The sequence below is a fragment of the Priestia sp. SB1 genome, assembly GCF_038898415.1.
Map to the genome: position 1 here is coordinate 166,743 of NZ_JBBJSS010000004.1, position 19,476 is coordinate 186,218.

At 35.3% G+C, this 19,476-nt stretch carries 19 protein-coding genes and 1 riboswitch; of the genes, 13 read left to right on the forward strand and 6 right to left on the reverse strand.

Features of this window, described 5'->3' with window-relative positions; all coding sequences use genetic code 11:
* Nucleotides 1-68: 68 nt before the first annotated feature.
* Together WKH56_RS16000 and WKH56_RS16005 are read left to right on the forward strand one after the other, a co-directional pair.
* Nucleotides 69-3,275 carry an SNF2 helicase associated domain-containing protein gene (locus tag WKH56_RS16000; RefSeq protein WP_342836136.1) on the forward strand — a complete coding sequence of 1,069 codons (3,207 nt, stop codon included), beginning with the start codon at nucleotides 69-71 and terminating at the stop codon, nucleotides 3,273-3,275.
* A 17-nt stretch (nucleotides 3,276-3,292) separates the two neighbouring features.
* Complete coding sequence (locus WKH56_RS16005) at nucleotides 3,293-3,949, forward strand: MtnX-like HAD-IB family phosphatase (protein WP_342836075.1); 657 nt, start codon at nucleotides 3,293-3,295, stop codon at nucleotides 3,947-3,949.
* 11 nt (nucleotides 3,950-3,960) lie between these two features.
* Here WKH56_RS16005 and WKH56_RS16010 read toward each other — a convergent pair whose 3' ends face one another.
* Together WKH56_RS16010 and WKH56_RS16015 are read right to left on the reverse strand one after the other, a co-directional pair.
* On the reverse strand, nucleotides 3,961-5,055 hold the full coding sequence (locus WKH56_RS16010; RefSeq protein ID WP_342836137.1) for an acetyl-CoA C-acyltransferase: 1,095 nt from the start codon (nucleotides 5,053-5,055) through the stop codon (nucleotides 3,961-3,963).
* A 14-nt stretch (nucleotides 5,056-5,069) separates the two neighbouring features.
* Nucleotides 5,070-5,627: a biotin transporter BioY gene (locus tag WKH56_RS16015; RefSeq protein WP_342836076.1), complete on the reverse strand. Its 558-nt coding sequence runs from the start codon at nucleotides 5,625-5,627 to the stop codon at nucleotides 5,070-5,072.
* 153 nt (nucleotides 5,628-5,780) lie between these two features.
* Here WKH56_RS16015 and WKH56_RS16020 point away from each other — a divergent pair, with 153 nt between their 5' ends.
* The 5 genes from WKH56_RS16020 (at nucleotide 5,781) to WKH56_RS16035 (ending at nucleotide 11,223) form a co-directional block, all read left to right on the forward strand.
* A complete protein-coding gene (locus WKH56_RS16020; protein WP_342836077.1) occupies nucleotides 5,781-7,214 on the forward strand; it encodes a class I adenylate-forming enzyme family protein in 1,434 nt (477 codons plus the stop codon).
* Nucleotides 7,201-7,659: a GNAT family N-acetyltransferase gene (locus tag WKH56_RS16025; RefSeq protein WP_028413207.1), complete on the forward strand. Its 459-nt coding sequence runs from the start codon at nucleotides 7,201-7,203 to the stop codon at nucleotides 7,657-7,659. Before WKH56_RS16020 ends, WKH56_RS16025 begins: the two co-directional genes overlap by 14 nt.
* A gap of 195 nt (nucleotides 7,660-7,854) precedes the next feature.
* Complete coding sequence (locus WKH56_RS35145) at nucleotides 7,855-8,154, forward strand: YxiF family protein (protein WP_420910817.1); 300 nt, start codon at nucleotides 7,855-7,857, stop codon at nucleotides 8,152-8,154.
* Nucleotides 8,155-9,292: 1,138 nt separating this feature from the next.
* On the forward strand, nucleotides 9,293-9,874 hold the full coding sequence (locus tag WKH56_RS16030) for a YitT family protein (RefSeq protein ID WP_275211095.1): 582 nt from the start codon (nucleotides 9,293-9,295) through the stop codon (nucleotides 9,872-9,874).
* Between the two features lie 55 nt (nucleotides 9,875-9,929).
* Nucleotides 9,930-10,008: riboswitch (ZMP/ZTP riboswitch) on the forward strand.
* A 48-nt stretch (nucleotides 10,009-10,056) separates the two neighbouring features.
* A complete protein-coding gene (locus WKH56_RS16035; protein ID WP_342836078.1) occupies nucleotides 10,057-11,223 on the forward strand; it encodes a phosphoribosylaminoimidazolecarboxamide formyltransferase in 1,167 nt (388 codons plus the stop codon).
* A 130-nt stretch (nucleotides 11,224-11,353) separates the two neighbouring features.
* Here the strand turns inward: WKH56_RS16035 and WKH56_RS16040 are convergent, their stop codons facing one another.
* Nucleotides 11,354-11,932 (reverse strand): cysteine hydrolase family protein, encoded by a 579-nt coding sequence (locus tag WKH56_RS16040; RefSeq protein WP_342836079.1) that lies wholly within the window; start codon nucleotides 11,930-11,932, stop codon nucleotides 11,354-11,356.
* A gap of 226 nt (nucleotides 11,933-12,158) precedes the next feature.
* On the opposite strand from WKH56_RS16040, the gene WKH56_RS16045 reads away from it, so the two are divergent.
* The gene (locus tag WKH56_RS16045) at nucleotides 12,159-12,695 is read left to right on the forward strand and encodes a cysteine hydrolase family protein (protein ID WP_275211098.1); all 537 of its coding nucleotides are present in this window, start codon (nucleotides 12,159-12,161) and stop codon (nucleotides 12,693-12,695) included.
* A 46-nt stretch (nucleotides 12,696-12,741) separates the two neighbouring features.
* Here the strand turns inward: WKH56_RS16045 and WKH56_RS16050 are convergent, their stop codons facing one another.
* Nucleotides 12,742-13,323: an LOG family protein gene (locus WKH56_RS16050; RefSeq protein WP_342836080.1), complete on the reverse strand. Its 582-nt coding sequence runs from the start codon at nucleotides 13,321-13,323 to the stop codon at nucleotides 12,742-12,744.
* Between the two features lie 99 nt (nucleotides 13,324-13,422).
* Between WKH56_RS16050 and WKH56_RS16055 the strand changes: the two genes are divergently transcribed.
* From WKH56_RS16055 to WKH56_RS16070, 4 genes are all read left to right on the forward strand, one after another.
* Nucleotides 13,423-13,740, forward strand: coding sequence for a MazG nucleotide pyrophosphohydrolase domain-containing protein (locus WKH56_RS16055; RefSeq protein WP_136790365.1), 318 nt, complete (start codon nucleotides 13,423-13,425; stop codon nucleotides 13,738-13,740).
* 474 nt (nucleotides 13,741-14,214) lie between these two features.
* On the forward strand, nucleotides 14,215-15,012 hold the full coding sequence (locus WKH56_RS16060; protein ID WP_342836081.1) for a PhzF family phenazine biosynthesis protein: 798 nt from the start codon (nucleotides 14,215-14,217) through the stop codon (nucleotides 15,010-15,012).
* A 178-nt stretch (nucleotides 15,013-15,190) separates the two neighbouring features.
* Nucleotides 15,191-15,631, forward strand: coding sequence for a DUF3888 domain-containing protein (locus WKH56_RS16065; protein ID WP_342836082.1), 441 nt, complete (start codon nucleotides 15,191-15,193; stop codon nucleotides 15,629-15,631).
* 606 nt (nucleotides 15,632-16,237) lie between these two features.
* Nucleotides 16,238-16,474 carry a hypothetical protein gene (locus tag WKH56_RS16070; RefSeq protein ID WP_342836083.1) on the forward strand — a complete coding sequence of 79 codons (237 nt, stop codon included), beginning with the start codon at nucleotides 16,238-16,240 and terminating at the stop codon, nucleotides 16,472-16,474.
* Nucleotides 16,475-16,997: 523 nt separating this feature from the next.
* On the opposite strand, the gene WKH56_RS16075 is transcribed toward WKH56_RS16070, so the two are convergent.
* The gene (locus WKH56_RS16075; protein ID WP_048019284.1) at nucleotides 16,998-17,891 is read right to left on the reverse strand and encodes an EamA family transporter; all 894 of its coding nucleotides are present in this window, start codon (nucleotides 17,889-17,891) and stop codon (nucleotides 16,998-17,000) included.
* Nucleotides 17,892-18,254: 363 nt separating this feature from the next.
* On the opposite strand from WKH56_RS16075, the gene WKH56_RS16080 reads away from it, so the two are divergent.
* Entirely contained in the window at nucleotides 18,255-18,686 is a 432-nt protein-coding gene (locus WKH56_RS16080) for a hypothetical protein (RefSeq protein WP_048019285.1), read from the forward strand.
* A gap of 138 nt (nucleotides 18,687-18,824) precedes the next feature.
* On the opposite strand, the gene WKH56_RS16085 is transcribed toward WKH56_RS16080, so the two are convergent.
* Nucleotides 18,825-19,436: a hypothetical protein gene (locus WKH56_RS16085; RefSeq protein ID WP_342836084.1), complete on the reverse strand. Its 612-nt coding sequence runs from the start codon at nucleotides 19,434-19,436 to the stop codon at nucleotides 18,825-18,827.
* Nucleotides 19,437-19,476 lie beyond the last annotated feature (40 nt).

Below are 19,476 nucleotides of genomic sequence, written 5' to 3' on the forward strand. Positions count from 1 at the left end.
TATTTGTTCTGAATAGAAATTAAACAGCAACAGCATTGACTGTTATGCGATTGGAAGATTGTGAAGCGATGATAAATAAAACATTAAACAAAGAACAATTAAAAGATTCGTACTCAAGCAGAACGTACTATAGAGGACACACGTATTACAAGCAGGGGCGTGTGCTTGATTTGGAATACAATGAACAGACCACTACGTGGACAGCATCCGTTCGAGGAGCGGAAATGTATACAGTAATGGTTGAACAAAAAGGAAATTCTTTTTATTCATTCTGCGATTGTCCTGCTTATCACGAGTTTTCAGAATGCAAACACGAAGTAGCTGTTTTATTAACCATTTGCGATGAGCGCGCAAAGCCGCAGCCAATTAAAACGAAGCCTTTTCGCCAAAGCAAAGAATACGAAAATGTAAATCACTTTATCGACTTATTTTCAAGCTATCAGCAAACAATAAGCGACCATAGAAAATATGCAGATAAAGATCCGTTGAAAGTAGAATTTATTTGCAAGTCTTACTCAGAAGAATTTTTACGTTCAGAAGGAATGTACGTAGCGCTTGAAATGAAAGTAGGCGTCGACCGGACATATGTAGTAAAAAACATTCAAGAATTTTTAACAGACGTTAAAGAATTCCAAACTCACGAATTTACTAAGCGCTTCGAATATGACCCTGCAGAACATTTTTTTATAGAAGAAGATAAGAAAATCATTGAGCTGCTGATGGATATTATGACAAATGAATCATTTTATAAAAATTCTTATTCCATGTATCGTTCGTCTGCAAATAACAGAGAACTAATCATTCCCTCCATCATAGCCAAAAAGTTATTTCAATTGCTTAAAGATCGGAACTTTACATTTATTCATGACGGGCACTCGTATGAAAATATTATCTTTGCTGAAAGCTCAGCTCCTTTTTCATTTCAAATAAATAAGCATTCGGCAGCTGGATTTGAGCTAGACTTTACGGAACTTCATCAAGCTTCATTTTTTGATCGATATGGATGGTTATTTTTAAACGGGACGTTTTATGAGCTATCTCAAGATCAGCGAATGCTTCTTGAAGGACTTCGAAAAACGGCGCCTTTAAAGCCAGTCGTACCTATAGCAGAAGAGCAGATGGGCAATTTTTTATCTCACGTCGTTCCGGGACTGAAAAAAGTGGGGAAAGTGGATATCGCAAAAGAAGTATCCCATCAAATTATTGCACCTGAACTAAAAGCAAAAGTATTTATTGACCGTGAGGATGAACAGCTGTTTGTGACGCTTCGGTACAACTACGGAGAGATTTCGATTAATCCATTTTCACCCCAGTCTGAAAAATACGATAAAATCTTGATACGAGATTTAGAAAAAGAAGACCGCGTTATGGACTTAATTGAAACGGCTCCTTTAAATATTTATAAAAACCAGCTGTACTTAAATCAAGACGAATACTCTCTATATGAATTTTTGTTTCATATTGTTCCAAAGCTTGATGAAATAGCGGATGTGTATATTACGGATGAGATGAAAGATTATGCTTATACGGATTTTTCTGCGCCAGTAACAACGGTTGACATTCAAAATAGCAATGGGCTATTAGAAATTAATTTTGATTTAGGAGACATTGATCATCAGACCGTTCAAGATGTTTTAAAATCTGTCTTAGAAAAGAAAAGCTATCATCGTCTAGATAACGGTGCGTTTATCCCTCTTGAAAATGAGGGCTTTGAACATATTCAAAATCTGTTTCGGGAGCTGAACGTAACGGAAAAAGATTTAAAGGATAACTCATTGCAAGTACCTTTATACAGAGGAATGCAAGTGGAAGAAATTATGAGTGCAGGTGATAAATCAGCGGCTAAGTTTGGCTCAGCATTTAAAACATTACTTACACAGCTCAAATCTCCAGAGGAAATGGATTGGGAAGTACCGGAATCCTTACAGGCATCCCTGCGTGATTATCAGCGTAATGGATTTAAGTGGTTTAAATCTCTGTCTCACTACTCTTTAGGAGGCGTACTGGCTGATGATATGGGGCTTGGAAAAACGCTTCAAAGCATTGCCTATATCTTATCTGAAAAAGAGCTTGATGAAGACAGCAATGCCTTTTTAATTGTTGTGCCGGCTTCCTTGATTTATAACTGGCGCAACGAATTGGAGAGATTTGCACCGAATTTAACGGTTCAAACCATTACTGGAACGCCGAGTGAGCGTGAGGAGAAGCTAAAACGCACAGCTGACGTATGGATCACATCTTATCCAACGCTGCGTCAAGATATTGATTTGTATCAGCACCTTCATTTTCATGCTTTAATTCTAGATGAGGCTCAGAGTATTAAAAATCATACAACGAAGACAGCAGTAGCTGTTAGGACTATTTCAGCTAAAAAACGTTTTGCGCTGAGCGGTACGCCTATTGAAAACTCACTTGACGAGCTTTGGTCAATTTTCCAGACTATTCTTCCGGGTTTATTTCCAGGGCTTCGCCAATTTAAAAACATGTCATCGGAGCAGGTCAGCCGAATTGTAAGACCATTTTTACTGCGACGAGTAAAAAAAGATGTGTTAAAAGAACTGCCTGATAAAATTGAAACCACTCATTTATCTGAGCTAACTAAAGAACAAAAAGAGTTGTATGTAGGCTATTTAGAGCAGTTAAAATCATCTTTAGCTGGTGAAGATTTTAATAAAAACCGAATGAAGATCTTGGCGGGATTAACAAGACTTCGCCAGATTTGCTGTCATCCGTCCCTATTCGTTGAAAATTACGAAGGGTATTCAAGCAAATTAGAGCAGCTGCTTGAGATTACAAGAAATGCGGTTGCCAACGGAAAACGCTTGTTAATCTTTTCTCAGTTTACAAGCATGCTTCATATTATTCGAGAAGAGCTTCAAAAAGAAAATCTCTCATACTTTTATTTAGACGGTCAAACGCCATCAAAAGAACGAGTGGAAATGGCGGATCGGTTTAATAATGGAGAACAAGACATTTTCTTAATTTCATTAAAAGCCGGAGGCACGGGTTTAAATTTAACGGGAGCCGATACGGTTATTTTATACGACTTATGGTGGAACCCCGCGATTGAAGAACAAGCGGCAGGCCGTGCACACCGCATTGGACAAAAAAATGTTGTGCAGGTCATCAAGCTTATTTCTCAAGGAACCATCGAAGAAAAAATTTACGCCTTGCAGCAAAAGAAAAAAGAACTCATCGAACAGGTTATTCAACCGGGAGAAACAATGCTTTCTAGTTTGACAGAAGAAGAGCTCCGAGAACTGCTTAGTATGTAGCAAAGGATGTGTGAGGAATGAAAAAATGGGCGTTTGTATCAGATTTTGATGGAACGATTTCAAAAAAAGATTTTTACTGGATTGTGATTGAAAAGTATTTTTCAGAAGGTGAAGAGCTTTTCCGCCGGTGGAAAGCAGGAGAAATGAAAGATATTGATTTTTTATCTACTGTTTTTCAATCCATTCACCAAGAAGAACCGAAAATTTTAGAAGAAGTAGCGAATATTCCAATTGATAAATACGTGCCCGCTTTTATTAAAGCTGTTCAGAAAAACGGCGGGGATTTTTATATTTTAAGCGCTGGAACAACGTACTATATTAAACCGCTGTTAGATAAATACGGTGTTGAAAAAGTGGAAGTTTATTCGAATGAAGGATATTTCCATCAAAACAACGTTCACTTGCGTCTAGATCCTGCTCACAGATGGCATTCAGAACGCTACGGCATTGATAAATCTGTTGTTATTCAAGAACTAAAAGAGGCATACGAAACGATTTATTTTGCTGGAGACAGCGAACCGGATTCACATCCCGCAAAACATGCAGATGTTACCTTTGCGAAAGATTCTTTGCAAGATTTACTGCGCGAACAAAACGTTTCATTTGTTCCAGTTGAGACATTTAAAGATATTGAGCAATATTTGATGCAACATAATGTAATAAAAAAGTCATAAAAACAGCGGTATTATTTGATTACTTCAAATAATACCGCTGTTCCTATTCCGCCTCCGCTTCCTAAAGCTGCTATGACATATCGCACGTCACGGCGCTTGCTCTCATAAAAAAGACGCGTAGCTAAAATAGCTCCTGATGCTCCATAAGGGTGTCCTAGGGTCAATGCTCCTCCGCGAATATTCACTTTCTCTTCTCGTATTCCCAGTTCTTGCATGCAAGCGACAACTTTAACAGCAAATGCTTCATTGATTTCAAATAAATCAATATCATCTACCGTAAGAGAATTTCGCTTCAAGATATTTTTAATCGCAGAAACTGGTGCAATAGCAGGGTAAAGAGGTGACACTCCTGAAATATCAGCGTCAATAAAACGCAAAACGGGCTGAAAGCCTAAAGCGCGTGCTTTTTGCTCTTCCATCACAAGCGCAATGCAGGCTCCGTCGTTAATTCCACAGCTGTTGGCTGCGGTGACGGTGCCTTCATTTTTTAAAAAGACGGGGCTGGCTTTTTGCAGCAGCTTTGTTAGGTTTCGTTTTTTCATAAATGCTTCATCGTGCATCACGTTTGGAAGAGGAAGCGTTTCTTCTTCAAACCATCTTTTTTCAAAAGCCTCCCAGCTTCTTTTATGACTTAAAAGAGCATATCTGTCCTGCTGATCTTTAGATATATTGTATCGCTGAGCTACGTTTTCTGCTGCAATTCCCATGTCAGGGTCACCAATTTTATCAGGAGAAAAACGTGCTCGTTTTTCAAATGGAGAAGTACTTGTACTTTCAACGCCTCCAGCTAAATAGCACGTTCCTGCACGTGCTTTTATCAAATAGCTGGCCATTCGAATCGCCTCTAAGCCAGCTCCGCACTGACGATCAATGGTCATTCCCGGGATAGAAAAAGGGAGGTCCGCTTCTAAAGCGGATAACCTGGCTACATTTCCTCCTGGACCTACAACATTTCCTAAAATAACGTCATCAATTTCATGTTCAATTCCAGCGCTAAGCTGTTTTAATAAAGGAGCTGCTAGCTCTTGAACATGAAAATCTTTCAGTAGACCTTTTTCTTTTCCAATGACCGTACGCTTCGCTTTTACAATTGCTGCTTGATAGATAAGTCATCACTTCCTTACATAGAAGCCGTGTTCGAACGGCCAGGTACCGCTACTGCTTTTCGAACTTTTGTAATTAAATAAGCCGCGACCACTGCTTTTATACAGTCACCTGGAAGGTAAACGAAGCTTAGCTGAAGGGATTTTAGAAATGGAATGTGAAGCTGCATTGCCTGTATAGGAATGCCACATGCGTATACTAACACAATCCCAAATAACACATTGACAGCAAAAACTTTTGCAACCGTTACATTTTTTAACTTTGTTAACGTCCAGCCAATAAAGAAAGCGGCAAACACATAGCCAATGATATATCCAGCACTCGGACTCAAAAATACCCCAATTCCTCCGCGTCCTCCAGCAAGTAAAGGAACGCCAGCTGCTAGCAAACATAAAAAGAGAAATTGACTTAAAGCTCCTAATCTAGCCCCAAGAATTCCCCCCGACAGCATAACACCCATAGGCTGAAGAGTAATTGGAACGGGTGTAAAAGATAAAAAAATAGGAGGGACAAGTCCTAGAACTCCCATTATAGCTGTAAATAATGCAACGTACGTCATATCTTTTGTTTTCATCGTAAACCTCCGCTATGTATGATAAAACATGACTATCGTATCTTATTAAACTTAAATTAGTCAACTTAATTTTTATTAAAGTTTACATTTTTCTTTTCTCAAACCCGTATTTACGGTACACTAAAAGTAAAATAAAAAGGAGCTTACGGAGTAATGAATCGAATTGAAGAACTAGTTTTTAATCAGTGTCAACAAACGCCGGACAGACTCGCACTATCGGATTCTGTTAATAAACTAAGCTACGGTCAAATGTGGGATCATGTATGCAAAGCTGAAAATCAGCTGAAAGAAAAAGGGATGGAAAAAGGAGAGCTCGTTGCGTTAAGTATGTCAAACAATGCAGAAGCTGTTGTGTCATTTTTAGCGATTTTAAAAGCGGGTGGAATTGTGCTGCTTTTACATAATGAGCTAACAGATGCTGAAGTAGATACCTATTTTTCTATTCAATCCCCGAATTGGCTATGGAAAACATCTTCTTTAACTAACATAACAAAAGAAAAACCAATCCTGCCTATACGGCAAGTGAATGCACTGTCCGATCTATTTTTATTTGGATTTACCTCTGGATCAACAGGGAGACCGAAAGGATTTGTAAAATCGCATCATTCTTGGTCTTCATCATTTCAAGAATGGTCGGACGTATTTTCTTTACAGAAACATGAAAAAGTACTTATCCCCTTACATATTTCGTATTCCGCGCAGCTTTATCCGGTTTTGCATGCGCTTTGCAGCGGCATGCATGCTATCATGCTAGAAGCGTTTACACCTTCTGCTGTGTTTAACAAGGAAGCTAGCTGTATGTCTATTACACCCGCGTTAATTTCTCCTTTGCTTCGGTACATACAAAGCAGACCGAAAGAAAAACGACTTTTGCCAAACACCGTAATCTCAGTAGGAAATAAATTATCGCCTTCCGTTCGAAAGAAATTTTCACGAGCGTTTTCTAACTCCTCTCTTTATGAATATTACGGATCTTCTGAAATGGGATTTGTTACGGTACTTTCACCAGATACCGCTGAAACGCTGCCTCATACAGTAGGCTATCCTATTGACAGTGTAGACGTTTTAATCCTGAACGAACGTGGAAAAGAAGTAGAAAAAGGAGACAAAGGAATACTGTTTGTGAAAACAACTCAAGCATTCGAAGGGTTTATTAGGGACAGCGAAGAAACGAACCGCTCATTTTTTAACGGATATGTTACATCGCATGATATTGCGGTTCAGCTTCCAGACGGAAACATTACCATCGTAGGAAGAGACAAAAATGTAATCAAAAGCAGCGGAAGCTTAGTATATGCTGAAGAAATTGAAGAGCTGCTACTACAAATACCGGGCGTTAGCGAAGCAGCCGTTTTTAGCGTAGCAGATGCTGAACGTTCAGAAGTCGTAGGTGCAGCAATTGTCTTAGAGAACATTTCTCTTTCTGATGTAAGACAAGCGCTGACAAAACGAGTATCCTCTTATAAAATCCCGCGCGTATGGAGAGTTTTAACGTCCTTTCCGCGAATGAAAAATGGTAAAATTGACAAAGCAACGATATACAGCTACTTTACAGAGAAAGAAGGGAAGACATATGATTTCATTTGAACCCGTTACAGCTGACACGATGTATATTGTGTCAGAGATTATCAATTCAAACGAAGCTTATAACGTGTTAGAAAACGGCAAGAAAGAGCGGAGGGAAGAAGAGCTTTTTAAAGAATATATGAATGAAAAAACAGACAGTTATTTTATAAAAGCCGACGATACATACGTAGGGGTTATTGATTACATGAAGCAAAATCCTAACGATGATCATCCGTGGATTGGAGCTTTTATTATTCATAGCGCCTATCACAATTTCAGTTTCGGAACGCAAGCGTATCTAGCGTTTGAAGACAAGCTAAAAGAAGAGGGAATTTCCGTTCTACGTCTTGGGGTTCTGTCTCAAAATCCTAGAGCCAAGCTGTTTTGGGAACGCCTTGGTTTTACCCAGTACGCCACTAAGCCGCTGCATCATAATCAAGTTAACTGCTTGGAAAAAGAACTGTAAGAAAATCCGTGGATTATATCCGCGGATTTTTTATTGTACTGGAATGCAAATGGAAGAGGTCCGTATTTTCACGTGGTAGATGGGTTAAATCCTTATAAAAAAGGTAGATATGATCAAAGAAGCACCCGTTACCCAGAAAATCGTTCAGGATACAAAAAGCGAGGGAAGAACAATAGATAACTATTTAAGAAAAGAATAAAAGTTGAATTAGAAGAATTTCAAAACAAAATAAAGGGTTATCTCAATCAAAAAGTTGTAATTTACAATGGTAGAAAACATGAACAATCTTTTAATTTAATAATTAAATTAAAAGATTTTTATGAAAACTTAGAAAGTGTATTATATTATACAGAAGCTAATAATTCTGAAGCTTATTTCTGGTTCATACTTATAAATGTTGATGAGAAATTTGGCATTTTCATCAGTGAAGATGAGTATGGAATGCACTCAATTTTCTATCAATTTTCTATTGGGGAATTGAATAAAGAAGATTAAATTACAATGTTTAATAAAAACTGTACCTTCGATTATTTTAAATCTAGGTGCAGTTTTTTTGCACTTATTGGTTTCCACATGATTAAGGGTGTTTTGTTTTAACGCACTATCAAGATTCGATTTGAATCCATCATTTTTTTCTAACAAGAACGTTCGCAAAGTTTTATGTGTTTTAGAGAACGTTCGTATAATATCTCAAAACTTAAACGAACGGTGAAAATGATAGATTTTCTATATAAATCAAAAGTTCGCAAAAGTATACTTTTACGGACAATATATTTAAATCTATTATAAAATGTTAAAGTAATTATTATCGTTAATAAAAAAAGAAAGCTACCCCATCGTTGCAGGACGGATAGCTTTTAGGGAATTTATATGTTTCTATTCATAGAAAAGTCTGAATAATTGTACAACAAATTTATAAATAAGGCAATATAGGACAACCTTGAGCATATTTATAAAAGGTGCACTTCTTATACATTAGTTTCTCATCCACCTACTGAGAAAACGTTGATTAATCAACAATGTATAAAAAGCTGCATACTCCGGAAAAAGGGCTCTTGGCAGAACCGTCCTGCATCAAGGGTCCTTTTTTATGGTGTTTTCCGGGAAGAGTGATGAGGGTAACTAAGAATGTATATTTTATACACCTTAAAAATAGAAAAAAACCTATCTCTTCCCAATCAAAAGAGGTAGGTTTTTTCTGCTCTATTGCAGTAAGGATTTTGGCTGATGCCTCACAGCATCTTGTGTAGTTTGTTCTGGTTACGATGTTTTAATTCATATAAAAAGCAAATAACCCTTGAATCAATACATCCAAGGGTTATCTACTAGTTCAATTTATAAGCACATTGAGGTCTCTATAAATCATATGCCTGTTTTTAAAGTCCTATGACTTTTTGTCCTTTTTTAAAAAAACTACCTGAAAATAGAAAAAAACACTGGGACTAACAGTAGTTTGCTCAAATGATAAAAAAGTATTCAATTTAGGCAAGTTACCTAATAGAGAATGAGAACATATAGTGTAGTCAGAATACTTTCGGCTCTGAATCCGTATTTTTTAAAGCTTCCCTGATCTATAAAATTAAAAAGTATTCATGACAACTAGCTAAAGCTTATACATATAGTAAGAGATAAATTGACTAAAAAGGTGATTATTATTCGGAAAATACCGGTTGTTCTAGTCGGAAGTTTATTGTTAAGTATAGGAATTAATGGATTTTTAGTTCCTCATTATTTGTTAGATGGAGGAACAATTGGGATTGCTCTCATCCTTCACTATTATTTTGAATTTCCCACAGGTGTGATGATTATTATTTTAGGTTTTCCATTATGCTGGTTTGCTTGGGTTTATGAAAAAACTTATTTTTATAATAGTTTTTATGGATTAGTCATTTCTTCTCTATTGATTGATTGGTTAGAACCTATTAAAGACCAGTTTCAACTTTCTGTTTTTCCTAGTGTGATCCTTGGAGGAATATGTATTGGGACGGGGATTGGTCTTATGCTTCGATATGAGACAAGCACTGGAGGAACAGATTTACTAGCCCAACTTATATCAAAAGCTTTTTCTTTGAATATAGGAATCGTCATTTTAATTATAGATGGTTTTATCATAACAGCAGGGCTTCCTTTGTTAGGACCTAAAACGTTTCTTTTTTCATGTTCGACAATTTTTATAGGTGGAATCACGACTTCGTTACTTACTAAAAAAGAATAATTTGGATAAAAGTATTGTTAAAATTACTTTTATTATGTAAAATTTTCTTATAAAACAGACTATGTGTTACTGGCGTAAACATGGAGGACCATGAGGAAGCACATAGATAACGGCCGTACGCCTGGGCAAAGTATTTGAATATGAGTTCAAATACTTTTTTTATTTAGAAAGGAGATTTTTTAGTGAAAGAAATTTGTTTACGATATGGGATGAATCCAAATCAAAGTGAAGCTAACGTTCAGAATGCTGAGAACACGCCTATTAAAATTTTAAATGGAGAAGCGAGTTATATTAACTTTCTAGATGCATTAAACGCTTTTCAACTGGTTCGGGAGCTTCGACAGGCTACTGATCAACCTGCAGCTGCATCTTTTAAACACGTAAGTCCAGCAGGTGCAGCTGTGTACTCTCCACTAAATGAGACACTTACTGAATCCTATTTTGTTGAAGGCCTAAACCTGTCTCCTTTAGCGATTGCTTATGCAAGAGCGCGTGGGACAGATAGGATGTCTTCATTTGGAGATTGTGCTGCTTTTAGTGATGAAGTAGATATAACTGTAGCTACTCTCCTCAAAACAGAGGTTTCTGATATGATTGTTGCACCAAGCTACACCCAAGAAGCATTAGAGATTTTGAAACAGAAAAAGAAAGGAAAATATCTAATTTTAGAGATTGACCCAAACTATGTGCCTGATCCAATTGAAAAAAGAACGGTATTTGGCATTACTCTAGAACAACAAAGAAATGATGTACAGATTGGAAAAAAAGTTTTTAATCATATTGTTACGACTCAATGTGATATTCCTGATCATGCAAAGAGAGACCTTCTTGTTGCTCTTATTACATTGAAATATACACAATCAAACTCTATTTGCTTCGCCTTAGATGGCCAAACGATTGGAATTGGTGCTGGACAACAGTCCCGTATTCACTGTACAAGGTTGGCGGCTGAAAAAGCTGATAAATGGTGGTTAAGACAACATCCAAGAGCTCTTAACATGAAGTTCAAAGAAGGCATTTCTCGTGTAGAAGTTAATAACGCAATTGATGGATGGCTGAATGATGATATTACTGAGGTAGAAAATGAACAATGGAAACAGTGTTTTGAAGAGGTCCCTGCTAGGCTAAGTAAGAGTGAAAAACAAGAATGGCTAAAAGGATTAAAAGGCGTTTCATATGCATCTGATGCTTTTCTACCTTTCCGTGATAATATAGATCGTGCAGCTCAAAGTGGCGTTAAGTATGTGATTCAAACAGGAAATTCTTTACGAGATGAACAAGTTACACAGGCAGCAAATGAATATGGAATGATTATGGCGCATTCAGGCATACGTGTATTCCATCATTGAGATATGAATTCAATATAATTAGCCCAATAGAGCCAATACCTTATAGGGGAACTGGCTCTTTTATGACCTTTCCAATAATTTGTGTGTCGTTAACTAACTCTGTATATTGTATATAGTTAAAACAAAAGTATTAAGCCTTTATTTCTTCGCCTGAATTTTGGATTAATTCTTTTGTGGTTAAAACTGTAGCAAACTCATTGTCTAAAGTAGCTAATGACACATTATGTATTTGTTCAGCTGAATAATACGTATTGTCTGCCCCTTTTATTGCAAATGCAGCCGTTGCATCTGAAACTAAGTACGTTTCAAATCCTAAATTACCACTCATTCGAGTAGTAGTTGAGACACAATGTGGGGTTGTTAACCCTACTATTACAACCTTTTCTATTTGGTTTTCTTTTAAATATTTTTCAAGTCCAGTTCCTATAAATGCACTATTTACTTTCTTTTTAAAAATGGGTTCATTTTCAGCTGGGACTGCAATATCTTTAAAATCTGAACTTGGTTTACTAGGATGAAAAATAGAATGGTCGTTATCAGATAAGTGCTTAATATGTATAATTGGGTATTTCTTTTCTCTCCATGTCTTTAGCAGAACTTGAATATTGTCTTCAGCATTGGGATTATTTCTTATTCCCCACTTTTCATCTTCAAAAGCCCTTTGAACATCGATAATAATTAAAGCCGTATTGCTGAAATCTTTTCTCATATGTAATTCTCCTTAACTCTTTTCTACATATTTTAACATTTATGTTAGATTGGTGAATTAAAAATAAGAATTTTATTTAAGTATGTAAACTTCCTAGAAGCAATATTATATACACTTCGAAGAAGAATAGATTTCATAAGTTCAAGCTATATAATATAAGATTTTAATTTGATATAATATTATTTTGAATTTTTTACCACAAAAATCAATAGGGGGATACAATCAAATGAGTAAAAGAAAGGCTTTGTTGCTTGTAGATGTTCAAAACATTATGTTTTCTTATGAAGGTGGGTCTTTATGGAATGAACAGCAAGTACTTAAAAATATTATTTCTCTAAGGGAAAACGCGCACAAATCTAATATACCAATTATCTATATACAACATACAGACCCCAGTTCTGATAGTATGCTTAGTGAAGGAAAAGTCACATGGGAAATCCATCGGGATGTTCGCCCTCTACCAACAGACACAGTTATTCAAAAATCTTCTTGGGACGCATTTTATCAAACAACTTTACATAAAAAACTGCAGGAACTTGAAATCGAAAAATTAGTCATTGCAGGTATGCAAACTGAATTTTGTTTGGATACTACTTGTAGAAGAGCATATAGTTTAGGGTATAAAGAGAATATCTTAGTAAAAGATGCCCATAGCACATTTGATACGGCTGCGCTTTCAGCTTCTAAAATAGTAGAACATCATAATAATATGCTAGGTGGCAGATTCGTTACATTAAAAGAAGTAAACGAAATTATATTTTAAGCTAACAAAAAAACAGGATTAGATAGTGTCTAATCCTGTTTTTTTGTTAGCTTTGAGCTTTTGTGATATATGTTTTAACTGAAGGAGGTTGATATGTATTGAATTGATCTAATAAACCTTGTGGTTTTGTATCTACAAGGGCCATAGAACGATATTTTTCCTGTAGAAATTGTTCTTCTGTCATGTGATTAAATAAAGAAATAAGTGGTGTGTAATAATCATTAATATTTAATAATCCGCAAGGCTTCTGATGTAACCCTAACTGAGCCCATGTAAAAATCTCAAAGAATTCCTCTAGTGTACCTGGACCACCTGGTAATGTAATGAATCCATCTACAAGTTCAGCCATCTTGGCTTTTCTCTCGTGCATAGATTTAACAACAATAAGCTCTGACAGGTTTTTATGAGAAATTTCTCTTTCTTCAAGGAAAGTAGGCATGACGCCAATGACATGTCCGCCAGCTTCTAACGCAGCATCAGCCACAGCACCCATTACCCCAACACTTGCTCCACCATATACAAGCGAAATATTACGTTTAGCAAGTTCTTTTCCCAGGTCCTTTGCACCTTGAATATAAAGGTCAGATGCTCCATTACTTGATCCACAAAATACAGCTATTCTTTTCATAAATATCCCCTCCTATGTAATCACCGTTATTGATTATACATAATAATGGATGATTTGGTAAACTTAGTTGAAGTTAAAAAAGGAAGGTGGAACCATTTAATGAACGTAACAGAATTTCAACAATGGGTAAAGGACTACTACAAAATGAGAGGTTGGTCAGATTTAGATATCTTTATTCGAATAGGTTTTCTTGCCGAGGAAACAGGTGAAGTAGCACGAGCTATTAGGGCTTTAGAAATCGGAAGGGATCGACCAGATGAAGTAACTGGAACTTTGGAAGAAAATAAGAAAGAATTAACGGAAGAACTAGGAGATGTGTTAGGTAACTTGATTGTTATTGCTAATAAGTATGATATTTCTCTAGAAGAGATATTTCAATCTCATAAGGATAAACTTGCAGAACGATATTCTAGTTAAGGGTTAGGATTTACATGCTAATAAGTGCCAAGGTATATTAAGTAAAATACATATTAACAAAAGGGAGGCAGCATATGTAGGCTCCCTTTTAGTATTTAATTTCTATAAATTTTTTTATGTAAACTTGCTTCATATATGGTATTCATAATTTAACGTCTCTTTTTTTCGTGATCTCTTTGGGTGTCTTTTACTGTTTTAGCCATAGCTAGAAATATAATTAATGCAATGATGATACCCAGTATAATACCTCCGGACAATAGGCTCAGCCCCTTTTGAAATTCCTGTTTTTGTTAATTATATCATATAGATTAAAGAGGGATGTCAGAAGCATTAAGCACCTAGAAATAACATTATGCTGACTGGAAGTATAAGGGGTAGTTGTATACTTTTCTGCTTCTTAGTATCAAATAAAGGTAATTACATCGACTTGTTGAACTCTTATGTTAACTGATAGTTAAAGGAGTGATATTCAACATGAGTACCTATTTATATCGAGTAAATGCTTTTTCGCAAGATTTAACTTCAGGTAATCCAGCTTATGTGATTCGGCTAAGTAGTCCAATTCAAACACAGGTTATGCAAGGGATTGCTAAAGAGTTAAATCTACCTATTACAGCTTTTCTCCTAGAGCAACAGTGTAACATTTATGAGTTAAGGTGGTTTACTCCTTCAGAAGAGATAAAATTGTGTGGGCACGGTACATTAGCAGCTGCGCATATACTCTGGGAGGAAGGTTTTATAGAGGTCCAACATCCTATTACATTTATAACAAAATCCGGTCATTTGAAAGTAGAAAAAGCGCAACAAGGGATTCAATTAGCTTTCTTTACTGATACACCTATCCCCATAGATATTACACCTACTCTCCAACAGTTAGTAAGCGTACCTATCTTAAAGGCTGCCCAAAACAGTGATCGATACATTATTGAAGTAGCAGATGAAGAATCATTAAAAGAACTTGTACCTAATTTAGACCTCCTTGCTACTCTGCCTGTTACGGGTTTAGTCGTAACAAGCCCTTCAACTAAGTATGATTTTATTTCTCGTTATTTTGCTCCTAGAATTGGAATAGATGAAGATTTTGTGACAGGTTCAGCCCATTGTGGTCTAGCTCCATATTGGAGCCAAAGACTAAATAAAAAACAATTATATGCTTTTCAATCTTCTGAAAGAGGTGGAGATTTATTCATTTATTATCAAGGTGATTTAACTTACATAACTGGTAAGGCTATTACTATTTATAAAAGTCATTTCAATGAATTGTTACTCTAGTTAAGAAACTACACATCCGCATCCCTCTGTTCGTTATATATAGCGTACGAAGTAATTTAACAAAGACCGTTCATAACCTTATAAATTATGGACGGTCTTTGTTATGGCCATTGCTCAATTTTGAATAGATTAAGTTGGGAAAGAAATACTAAAAAAATTAAACCAACAGGAGAAATCTATGCTGAAGAAGTTATTACTATCCATTTGTTTTATATTTTTGCTTAGTACTGGATTGGATAAAATCTCTTATGCTAAAACGAGAGACATTGATACAACTAAAGGTTCAAGAGTCTTAATATATAACGATATGTTGATGCTTATATTAAATGCACAAGTTGAGGAAGTAGCTAATCAGTACTATTTTAAAAAGTTAAAGCAAAGAGTTACTGTTTATCCTTATGATATGAATGTTATTAAGGCAAAGAGAGTGAATGGATTTCGTGGGTTTGATTTCTTAATTACTATCGAAACGGAACCTTCAATTGGGGCTCATAATTCTGTTGGAAAGGATCGTTTTACATTTCGGATAAGTCCTCTTGTACCAGAAAAAGATAGTATAAAATTCGTTAAGTTTAAACATATAAAATCATATAGCATTCCCCCTCATCTAAGGGATTGAGGTCTTTATACACATTAGTCTTTCGGTAATGTATTTTATATTAAGTGAACCATAAAGTATTTCATAAAAATATTTAGTTTAAGTATTTACTTTTAATGACGACAAATAGGCGAAAAGCCCTCAAAATTAATTGAGGGCTTTTCTTACATGTGTGGTTGATCATAGCTGCTTTTAATAGTTGATAAAAGTGAAATATACATGTACATATCTAAAATATAGTATTAGGTGATAATTTGTCCAGTCAAAAGGTAAGCAAAATAAAAAGCCACCCATTATTTGCAGGACAGGTGGCTTTTTACTATAAAATGCATGTGCAGACATATAATAACACATTTTTTACCTTATGGACTATATTTTTCTGTACGAGCATATGAATAAAACGTGCATTTTTTATTCATCCGCCTCCCACTTGGGTATCGAGTAAATGCCGTCATATCAAGGATGTATAAAAAGTTGCATACTCCGGAAAAAGAACCCTTGGCAGAACCGTTCTGCGATAAGGGTTCTTTTTTTTGATGTGTTCCGGAAAGAGTGATTATGTGAACTATATCTATGTATTGAATGCATGAGATAATAAAGGAAAATAGTTTAAAAGGACAGATGTAGATGTTTAAAAAAAGGTTTTCAATTGAAAAAGCTCAGCATTCAAACGAGAGAGAAAAAGAATATAAAGAATATTGTTCAGAAATCGTGTTTAAATTTGGCGATACTTTATCAGTAGAAGGTAATTCAGTATATTTGTTAAAAGATGAAGAGGAAATAAAATTAGTTCAACCATTGCGTTCTAAGACATTTTGGTATGAAACATGGCTAAATTCAAAAGATTTTTATGGTTTGAAGTAATTAGGATTATAGAAAAGAAATTCTTATAGACAAGCCTCTTTTCATGTTCCTATAATACCGGTTATGTTAACTACAATCCTATAGGATATATACTCATAAAACAGAAAACTACCATCGGAGAAGAAGCGTTTTTTCTGTTTTTGGATGTTATACAGTATTCGCCATATTGAATGCCTCAGGGCGTACAAAGCGTCTTAAGTAGCTTGTTTAAGTGTCACAGCATGTATGCCATTTTCACAGAGCAAATTCGCAATATCTTATTACATAGAATAAAGAAAAAAGACTACCTTCTGAATAGGAAGATAATCTTTTTTTCTGATTTTATTTAAGTGAGTTCTACGAGTAGATGCCCTAAAACATCTCGAATAGCTTGCTCATGTTGGTCTGCCTTATTCGTTTTATAAATAAAAACAGCAAATGCTCCTGGTTCCTGCTGAGGAGCGTTTACTGATATGAACGTGACTATTTTTAGACGATGCTTGGAAGCGTAATTTTTAAATTATAGAAATAGTAAGTATCAATGTTATACGTTTTTCTTTATTATACGAGTGGTCTTATGACTCTGAACATTTGGATAAGCAATTCCACTTAGAATGACAATTACACCAATCCATTGAAGGAAGGTGACGGTTTCGTGGAGAACAAGTGTAGACAGAATTACGGCCGTTGGTAACTCTGATGCACTTAGAATCGTTCCTAAGCTTCCGCCTACTTTAGGCATGCCGATATTAAATAAAAGAGGTGGAACAAGTGAACCGAATAGTCCAGTAAGAAGACCGTACATAAATAGCCCACCTGTAAGCTCACCATTTATAAGAAATACTGGTGGTAAACAAATAAAGATAAGTAATGACGCTCCGGTTGTCATAATAGCGCTTTTATAAATAGGGTGCACAGGTATATTGGTGTTTCCACTTATCAAAATAAAAAAAGAAAAGGAAATAGCAGCAAGTATCCCCCAGCCAATTCCAGCCAAAGAAAAAATGATTCCTGTTTGCAATAATCCAGAAGCTAGGACAGAGCCGAAAAGAATAATTATCGTTGACATTAAGCTTTTTCGACTTGGTGCTTCTTTTGTAAAGACATATTGCAAAACCATACTTATCCATGTAAATTGCAATAGAAGAATGATAGCAAATGAGGCATTAATATAATCAAGTGCTTGATTATAAAAAATACCTGTTAGCCCCATCGGTATGCCTCCTATGGTCAAAGTAAGCCATTGTTTACATTTCAAACGTTTCTTTGGAACAAAGATTGCAATAATCCACAACATGATAGCACCAAAGAAGTATTGACTTCCTGTCACTTCACTTAGTCTAAATCCCTTACTGTACCCCAATTTAACAAACGTTGATACGAATCCATAAGAGCACCCCCCTAGAAAAACAAGTAAGGCATAGTTGAAAATCTTCATTATAAAATCCTCCATAAAATACAATAAAGCCACCCATCTCCTATAGGAGATGGGTGGCGAAAAGTAAAAGAATCAATTTAAACGAAAAATCCACCTGCTGTAAACAGACTTTTACAGCTTTTAGTTATTTTAATAACTTATATTATAGAATTACCACTCCTAAGTATCAAGCTGAAATTTAGAGGAGACGATGGAAGAATAATAATTTCCGATAAAAATGTTTCATATTTTAAAAATGTATATAACATACATTTTTAAAATATGAAAATGTGTTGTAAACTAATTATCTAGAAAAAATATCATATTTTGTTATTTTTTGTAGTTTTAAATCAAATTATTCCAAAGGGAAGAGAGTGAGAAAAAATGAGTTTAGATCCAAACAAAACATATCATCTTGTTGATGTACATTCTGGAAAAGGGTTATCTTACGAAGTTTATGCAAGTTACGATTATGTTCGAGAAGTTGAAGGAGCAGGAACAGCATTAAAATTTGAACCTGTGGACGATTTTGGATCATATAAAATTCGAATGACTGGTTCTCATTGGGATAACTATAATTATCTAACAAAATCAGGTAAGGAATGGATTTATCTTGATACAAAAGATAATGCAACTGTTTGGACCTTCCAACGTGATAATGAAGGAGATTTAACTCGTATCTGGCAACAAGGTCATGGACGTACAGCTAATTGGAGATATTACGAAAGTGGTTCGAAAAAATGGCTTGGAACGGATGAAGATACTGACGATATACATTCACCTACAAAAAGATTTAAAATTATTGCAGCAGGTTAATAGAGCTTATTTTTATATTTCTATGTTAATGACAAAGAGCAAACTCATAAAAATATGGGTTTGCTCTTTTTATTTTAATAAACTTCCTAGAGTATGGATTATGGTAATTAGATTTGTAAAGCTTATAAGATATAAGAATCAATCTTCATATTCCACCTCAGCCCCTTTAATATTTTGGGGAAAGGAGCTAATAATTGAATTAGTTGAAGAAAATAAATCGTCATTAGATAGGGAAACAACAGATGCACCATCGTAAAAAATCCAAAACACTGTGCAATCTTTTCGTAATGTAACAATAGGCATTTGAACCTTTTTTCTCCCAAATAAGGTTTTCATATCCCGTTTTTCAAAGCTAAATAAATCTTCCGAAAGAGACCAAGCAGCAAAGCAATTCATACTTCCTTGGCTATATAAAAAAGGCATAACGACTTTAAAGTGTGTATAATCTTCAATTTTAGCTTTAATAAAAGTCTCTCTGTCTACTTTTAGTTTTACATATTCAATATTAGCAGATGAAAATACATCACCTATTTCTTCTGCATCGTAGCTTATATATGTAAAAAGTACATATATCGGAAAGCTGTTTAATTCTTTCATCCATTTATTAATAAAGGTTTCTATGTCTACATCATGACCTTCATACTCTACAATGTAAGGTGCATCGCCATCTATTCCGAAGGGAAACAAACCACCCCATGAGGGAATATCATCTATGTAGCTTTTGGAAAGAAACCCTACTTCAATATCCATTATATATTCTCCTTCAATACTTAAAGTGTATTTTAAGTAT

What these genes read in the sequence shown, in the direction of transcription:
- WKH56_RS16020 (WP_342836077.1), top strand. Translation starts at nt 5,781, where the DNA reads ATGAATCGAATTGAAGAACTAGTTTTTAATCAGTGTCAACAAACGCCG.
- WKH56_RS16025 (WP_028413207.1), top strand. Translation starts at nt 7,201, where the DNA reads ATGATTTCATTTGAACCCGTTACAGCTGACACGATGTATATTGTGTCA.
- WKH56_RS16065 (WP_342836082.1), top strand. Translation starts at nt 15,191, where the DNA reads ATGCTGAAGAAGTTATTACTATCCATTTGTTTTATATTTTTGCTTAGT.
- WKH56_RS16080 (WP_048019285.1), top strand. Translation starts at nt 18,255, where the DNA reads ATGAGTTTAGATCCAAACAAAACATATCATCTTGTTGATGTACATTCT.
- WKH56_RS16045 (WP_275211098.1), top strand. Translation starts at nt 12,159, where the DNA reads ATGAGTAAAAGAAAGGCTTTGTTGCTTGTAGATGTTCAAAACATTATG.
- WKH56_RS16070 (WP_342836083.1), top strand. Translation starts at nt 16,238, where the DNA reads ATGTTTAAAAAAAGGTTTTCAATTGAAAAAGCTCAGCATTCAAACGAG.
- WKH56_RS16040 (WP_342836079.1), bottom strand. Translation starts at nt 11,932, where the DNA reads ATGAGAAAAGATTTCAGCAATACGGCTTTAATTATTATCGATGTTCAA.
- WKH56_RS16075 (WP_048019284.1), bottom strand. Translation starts at nt 17,891, where the DNA reads ATGAAGATTTTCAACTATGCCTTACTTGTTTTTCTAGGGGGGTGCTCT.
- WKH56_RS16085 (WP_342836084.1), bottom strand. Translation starts at nt 19,436, where the DNA reads ATGGATATTGAAGTAGGGTTTCTTTCCAAAAGCTACATAGATGATATT.
- WKH56_RS16060 (WP_342836081.1), top strand. Translation starts at nt 14,215, where the DNA reads ATGAGTACCTATTTATATCGAGTAAATGCTTTTTCGCAAGATTTAACT.
- WKH56_RS16050 (WP_342836080.1), bottom strand. Translation starts at nt 13,323, where the DNA reads ATGAAAAGAATAGCTGTATTTTGTGGATCAAGTAATGGAGCATCTGAC.
- WKH56_RS16005 (WP_342836075.1), top strand. Translation starts at nt 3,293, where the DNA reads ATGAAAAAATGGGCGTTTGTATCAGATTTTGATGGAACGATTTCAAAA.
- WKH56_RS16055 (WP_136790365.1), top strand. Translation starts at nt 13,423, where the DNA reads ATGAACGTAACAGAATTTCAACAATGGGTAAAGGACTACTACAAAATG.
- WKH56_RS16000 (WP_342836136.1), top strand. Translation starts at nt 69, where the DNA reads ATGATAAATAAAACATTAAACAAAGAACAATTAAAAGATTCGTACTCA.
- WKH56_RS16015 (WP_342836076.1), bottom strand. Translation starts at nt 5,627, where the DNA reads ATGAAAACAAAAGATATGACGTACGTTGCATTATTTACAGCTATAATG.